Genomic DNA, 4,823 nt, shown 5'->3' on the forward strand with positions numbered 1-4,823 from the left:
CCTGTAACTCCACCACCAACAGTGACTTATCAGCGATCGGCCTGGAAACTTCCGTCAGACGGCGCACGTTGTGCGCCGAGACGCCGCCCCAGCGCAGGACCTGTTCGCAAACCGCCACCGCATCCTCAGTGTTTCGTCGTTCCACGGCGCTTCGGAGATCATGCCGAAGACGGTCGAGTCGCTCCGTGGTCTCTCGCCATGACTTGCCCCGCCAGGAGTACTGCCCGAACGCGTCTGCCAAACCGCAACAGGACCACCCATCGTCAGTCTTGCGATTGACGTAGCTGTGCTCCCACCCGGACGACGGACGAAAGTGGGCCGCTATCCACTTGGACAGTTCCTCTACGTCGGGGTCGCCGAGAAACGAGTCCTTCGTCGTCCGACGTATGGCCACACGAGCCTTCCTGCCTGCTGCCGCCACGGGCTACTCTCGGGGACTCCCGGTGAAGAACGCCGCGTGCACGAGCGTCCCGTTCAGCGTCAGGGCGTGACCGGAGACTCGATCGTCGGCCACACGCTGCTCGACGCCCAGCCCCACGCCCGGCGTCTCCTGCGCGCGCGCCGAAGCGAAGCGGCGGACGACCTCGAGGACCGCCGTGGCGGACGGCTTTCCCGTCGCGACCGGCGACTCGAGGAGATTCGACCGGATGAGCCCGCCCCAGTGGGCGGCCAGCAGGTGCGGTGCGCCGAACAGGTCCATCGCCGTCACCCGGCGGCCGTGGACGACGACGATGCCGCACTGGCCGGGAAGCGGCCCGCGGGCGGCCAGCTTCTCGATGGTCGCGGCGCGCGACGGCTGGCCGCTGTGCGCCGCCTGTTTCATGTCCGCCGCCGCCGCGGTGGCCGACTGCACGGATGCGCGGTTCAGCATCTCGTCGACTTCGCGCCAGACGGCTCCCTGATCGCCTTCTCGCGAGCCGCTGTCGCGCATGGACGCGGCGACGCCGGCGTTCTTGCGGGCGCGCACGCGAGTCGCCGTGAACGCCTCGTCGCGCCGCGCCGCCCGGCGGCGGCCCCAGCGGCCCCGCTCGAGGCAGGAGACCGGGATCTCCAGATCCCGCAGGGCCGGCACCAGCACGGTCACGTTGACGGCGCGGTTCTGCTTGGCCCCGAGGAAGTGCTCGCCCTCGACGACGAGCACCGGCTTGTCGCCCGGGTTGCGCACCCGCAGCGCGTTCACGGACGGTTCGTCCAGCTCGTCCACGACCAGCCCGGAGCCATCGCCGGTCTCGATGGCCGGCAGGCCGTTGGTCGCCAGGTACACGGGGAAGAACGACACCCCCAGACGGGTGATGGGCCAGCCGATCGCCGCGGCGTCGAGACTCGGTACGTTCATGGTCACCTCGAATCGTTATTGTTTGAGTGACAATATTAGGACTCGCGCTTGATTTTGTCAAGGCCACAATATATTTTCACCGCGTGGCCCTCCGCAGCAGCTACGACTACCACCCCGGCGACTACCCGCGCTTCGCCGTCACGGTGGACCTGGCGGTCTTCACCATCCGGGACGACGCGCTGCAGGTGCTGCTGATCGAACGGGGCGAAGAACCGTTCCTGGGCGCCTGGGCGCTGCCGGGCGGTTTCGTGCGGCCCGACGAGGATCTGGACGCGGCTGCAGCGCGGGAGCTTGCAGAGGAAACCGGACTGCGCGCGAGCCCCTCGCACCTGGAACAGCTCGGCAGTTACGGGACTCCGGACAGGGACCCGCGCATGCGGGTGGTCACCGTCGCCTACTGGGCCATCTACGCCGATCTGCCGCTATTGCGCGGTGGCGGGGATGCCGCCGCCGCGGCCGTGACCCCGGTCGAGGAGATCGAGCGCGGCCGCGTTCGCCTCGCGTTCGACCACGAACGGATCGTGCGGGACGCCGTCGAGCGGACCCGCGCGAAGCTCGAGTACACGGCCCTCGCCGCCAGGTTCTGCCCCCCGGAGTTCACGATCGGCCAGCTTCGCCGCGTTTACGAAGCGGTCTGGAACACGCGCCTCGATCCGGGGAACTTCCAGCGCAACGTCCAGGAGAGCGGCGCGTTCGAGAAGCGCATCGAGGCCGCGTCGGCGCCGCGGGCTCGTCCCGGGCGCCCGGCGGCGCTCTGGTCGGTCAGCGAATCGACCGTTCTCGACGACCGGCCCGCGATACCCTTGGACCGTCCGCCGGCGAAACGGAGACGAGCGGCGGTGCGCAAGCCGCCAAAGGAAGGGAAGGACTAATCCCAGATGACTGGCCATGCGAACGAGTGACGCGACCGAACGCGCCCGCGGCCTGATGGTCGGCATCGCGGCGGCAATCTCCTCGGAATCGTCCAGGAGGGATCACCGAAGCGTCGGAAATCGCGTGGAGCGGATCGCGGGCCGGCAACGGGGCAGCGATGCGCTGCGCGCCCATCGCGAGCACCGATACCCGGTTGACCTCAGCTCGCGACCGACGTCGTCAGCCCCCGGATCGTCTGCCGGGACGAGCACGCCTGGGCAGTTCCTCGACGATGGCCACGTCGCCGACTGCGGTAATGCGGGCAATGAACGGCCCGGGTCGTCGGCAGAGGCGTCGGATGCGTGGAAGCGCCTTGACGAGCACCGCCGCCTGCTCTTCTCCCGACAAGTCGGCTGCGGTGAGCAGGAAGGCCTGGACCCTCGCATTCATGAGCGCCTGACGCTCCAGCGGGCGGCGTCGGATGTTGCGGTCCTTCGAGAGAAACGCCCATCCTCGTGCGCCTACGGCGGTCAGGAGCGTTTCGTCGTCGGTGCTGGAATCGAAGTGATCCGTGAGCACCTGAACGGTCGCGCCGGCGTGTCGCAGGGCTTCAGGGACGAGCCGCGTTCCGAGGTTGTGATCGACAAGGAAGACGGGCTCAGGCTGCCTTGAGGCTGAGCTCGCATCGGATCGCTTCCTCGATTTCCGCCGCCGTTCGCCCATAGTCCTGAACCAGATCCGTGATGGAATCCCCCGCCTTGTAGCGGTCTGCCACCTCCGCGGTCGAGACACGCGATCCGACGATCACGGCCCTTCCGAACGCGACGGCCGGATCAATGGCGATGGTGCGAGGCTGGCTTTCCGCTGCATGCCGATCCCGTGGGCTCTTGCGCGTGAAGAGAAAGAGCCTGGTGGCGATCCCGGCCGTGTTGCGCTCGATCCGATCCAGGTGTACGTCGAGCAGCTCCAGCATCGAGGTCTGCCCTTGGTGGCCGGCGTCGATCAGTTGGTCGAGGCGGCGAACGAGAATCGTCTTCCCGTCCGTCTGCATCTGTTCGTCGATCAGCGGGCGAGCCACGCCGAGCTTCGTCTGCAGATAGTCCAGCGCGTTTCTGATCACACGCATCCGAACGCCGTGCACGTGCCGGAGGGCTGCCAAAACGTGCAGTTCGAGCATGTTCTCGAACGACAGGAGGTACTGCGAGGCATCGGCGATGCCTACTAGCGGACGCAGGCGCCTGCCGCCAGGATCGCTATGGTCGGAGACCCAATCGTGGAGCGTCCGGTGAGGAATCTTGAGGTATCTTGACGCCTCGGCTTTGGTATAGGCCGGAATCGAGTGGGGCTGCCTAGACCCGGCACGACGTCTGTACCGCGTCGCTGTTGCCACCAGTCTCCCCCTGTCGCGCGAGAATCCTATCCCGAGTACCAGACTACGACAAGTCTCCAGATCGCCGGGCTGCGGGCGGATTCCGCGCCGGTCGCCGCCGACCGAGCGTGGTTGGATCGCTGTCTGAACCGGCCCACCGGCGGACAACCCTCACCCGACCGCGAGCGATGCGTTCCGGACGTCGGTGACCAGCATGTGCGCCGGCGTGTGGGTGATCGCGAGGGGCGGGCGCGCCGCGCGCAGCGCCACCTGCGGGGTCACGCCGCAGGCCCAGAAGACGGGCAGCTCGCCGGATGCGACGACGGGATCGTCGCCCTGCCACGCGCGCTCGATGTCGTCGATCCCGATGCGTTCCGGCATGCCGAGATGGATCGGCGCGCCGTGCACCCGCGGGTACCGGCTCGTGATCTGCACCGCCCTGATGGCGTCCGCCGGCGCGAAGGGCCGCATCGACACCACCAGTCGGCTGCGGAATCGGCCGGCCGGCGCGCATTCGAGGTTGGTCAGGTACATCGGGACCACGCTGCCGTCGTTCCAGTGCCGGAGCGGGAGACCGGCATCGACCAGCGCTTCCTCGAACGAGAAGGAGCAGCCGAGCGCGAACGCCACGAAGTCGTCCCGCCAGAGGGCGCCGATGCTCGCGACGTCGCTATCGTGCTCCCCGTTGCGGAAAATCCGGTAGCTCGGGAGATCGGTGCGCAGGTCGAGGTCTTCGGCAAGTTCCGGAAGCCGTGGACGGCCCGGCTCGGACATCGCGAGCAACGGACAGGGCTTGGGATTCCGCTGGCAGAAACGGGCGAACTCGTCGGCGTAGGCCGCCGGCAGCACGGCAATGTTGGCCTGGACGTAGCCCGGGGCGAGTCCGCCCGTCTGGCCGCGATGCCGACCGGCGCGGATGCGACGCCGGACCTCGACGGGGTCCGCGGCGTTCCAGTCGAGGGCGGTGGTGCGGATGGCGAAGGACCTCCAGCGGGCTAGGAGTCTGCGCCGCAGAAAACAGATGCGACAATTGTAGGCGCGAGCCGACGACGGAAGGACTCGATGTCGACCACATTCCGCCCCTACGCGCCGGACCAGTCGCTGCTGTTGCCGCCCGACGTGCGGGAGTGGCTTCCCGAGGGCCACTTGGCGCATCACGTCAGCGATCTGGTGGACGGTCTGGACCTGACGGCGTTCTACGTCCCGTACGAGTGGAAATGGCAAGTTGAAAAGGGACCCCCGTGGCAACGTGAAAAGGGACCCCCA

General features: G+C 67.9%; 5 protein-coding genes and 1 pseudogene. 3 read left to right on the forward strand and 3 right to left on the reverse strand.

The window, feature by feature from the left end:
• Window positions 1–424 precede the first annotated feature (424 nt).
• On the reverse strand, window positions 425–1,336 hold the full coding sequence (locus F4X11_19555) for a hypothetical protein (GenBank protein ID MYN67198.1): 912 nt from the start codon (window positions 1,334–1,336) through the stop codon (window positions 425–427).
• Between the two features lie 83 nt (window positions 1,337–1,419).
• Here F4X11_19555 and F4X11_19560 point away from each other — a divergent pair, with 83 nt between their 5' ends.
• A complete protein-coding gene (locus F4X11_19560) occupies window positions 1,420–2,208 on the forward strand; it encodes an NUDIX hydrolase (protein MYN67199.1) in 789 nt (262 codons plus the stop codon).
• A 16-nt stretch (window positions 2,209–2,224) separates the two neighbouring features.
• Window positions 2,225–2,860: a hypothetical protein gene (locus F4X11_19565; GenBank protein MYN67200.1), complete on the forward strand. Its 636-nt coding sequence runs from the start codon at window positions 2,225–2,227 to the stop codon at window positions 2,858–2,860.
• Here the strand turns inward: F4X11_19565 and F4X11_19570 are convergent.
• Together F4X11_19570 and F4X11_19575 are read right to left on the reverse strand one after the other, a co-directional pair.
• Window positions 2,847–3,578: a DUF433 domain-containing protein gene (locus F4X11_19570; protein ID MYN67201.1), complete on the reverse strand. Its 732-nt coding sequence runs from the start codon at window positions 3,576–3,578 to the stop codon at window positions 2,847–2,849. The two genes, F4X11_19565 and F4X11_19570, sit on opposite strands and share 14 nt — an antisense overlap.
• Window positions 3,579–3,728: 150 nt before the next feature.
• The gene (locus F4X11_19575) at window positions 3,729–4,712 is read right to left on the reverse strand and encodes a putative hydro-lyase (GenBank protein ID MYN67202.1); all 984 of its coding nucleotides are present in this window, start codon (window positions 4,710–4,712) and stop codon (window positions 3,729–3,731) included.
• Between F4X11_19575 and F4X11_19580 the strand changes: the two are divergent.
• Window positions 4,620–4,823 (forward strand): annotated as a pseudogene (locus F4X11_19580) (IS5/IS1182 family transposase). The gene F4X11_19575 and the pseudogene F4X11_19580 sit on opposite strands and share 93 nt — an antisense overlap.

The organism is Acidobacteriota bacterium, from assembly GCA_009861545.1.
Classification (GTDB): domain Bacteria; phylum Acidobacteriota; class Vicinamibacteria; order Vicinamibacterales; family UBA8438; genus WTFV01.

Excerpts from the sequence above, each read along its gene's own strand:
- F4X11_19555 (MYN67198.1), bottom strand. The coding sequence starts at position 1,336 with ATGAACGTACCGAGTCTCGACGCCGCGGCGATCGGCTGGCCCATCACC.
- F4X11_19565 (MYN67200.1), top strand. The coding sequence starts at position 2,225 with ATGCGAACGAGTGACGCGACCGAACGCGCCCGCGGCCTGATGGTCGGC.
- F4X11_19575 (MYN67202.1), bottom strand. The coding sequence starts at position 4,712 with ATGCGCCAAGTGGCCCTCGGGAAGCCACTCCCGCACGTCGGGCGGCAA.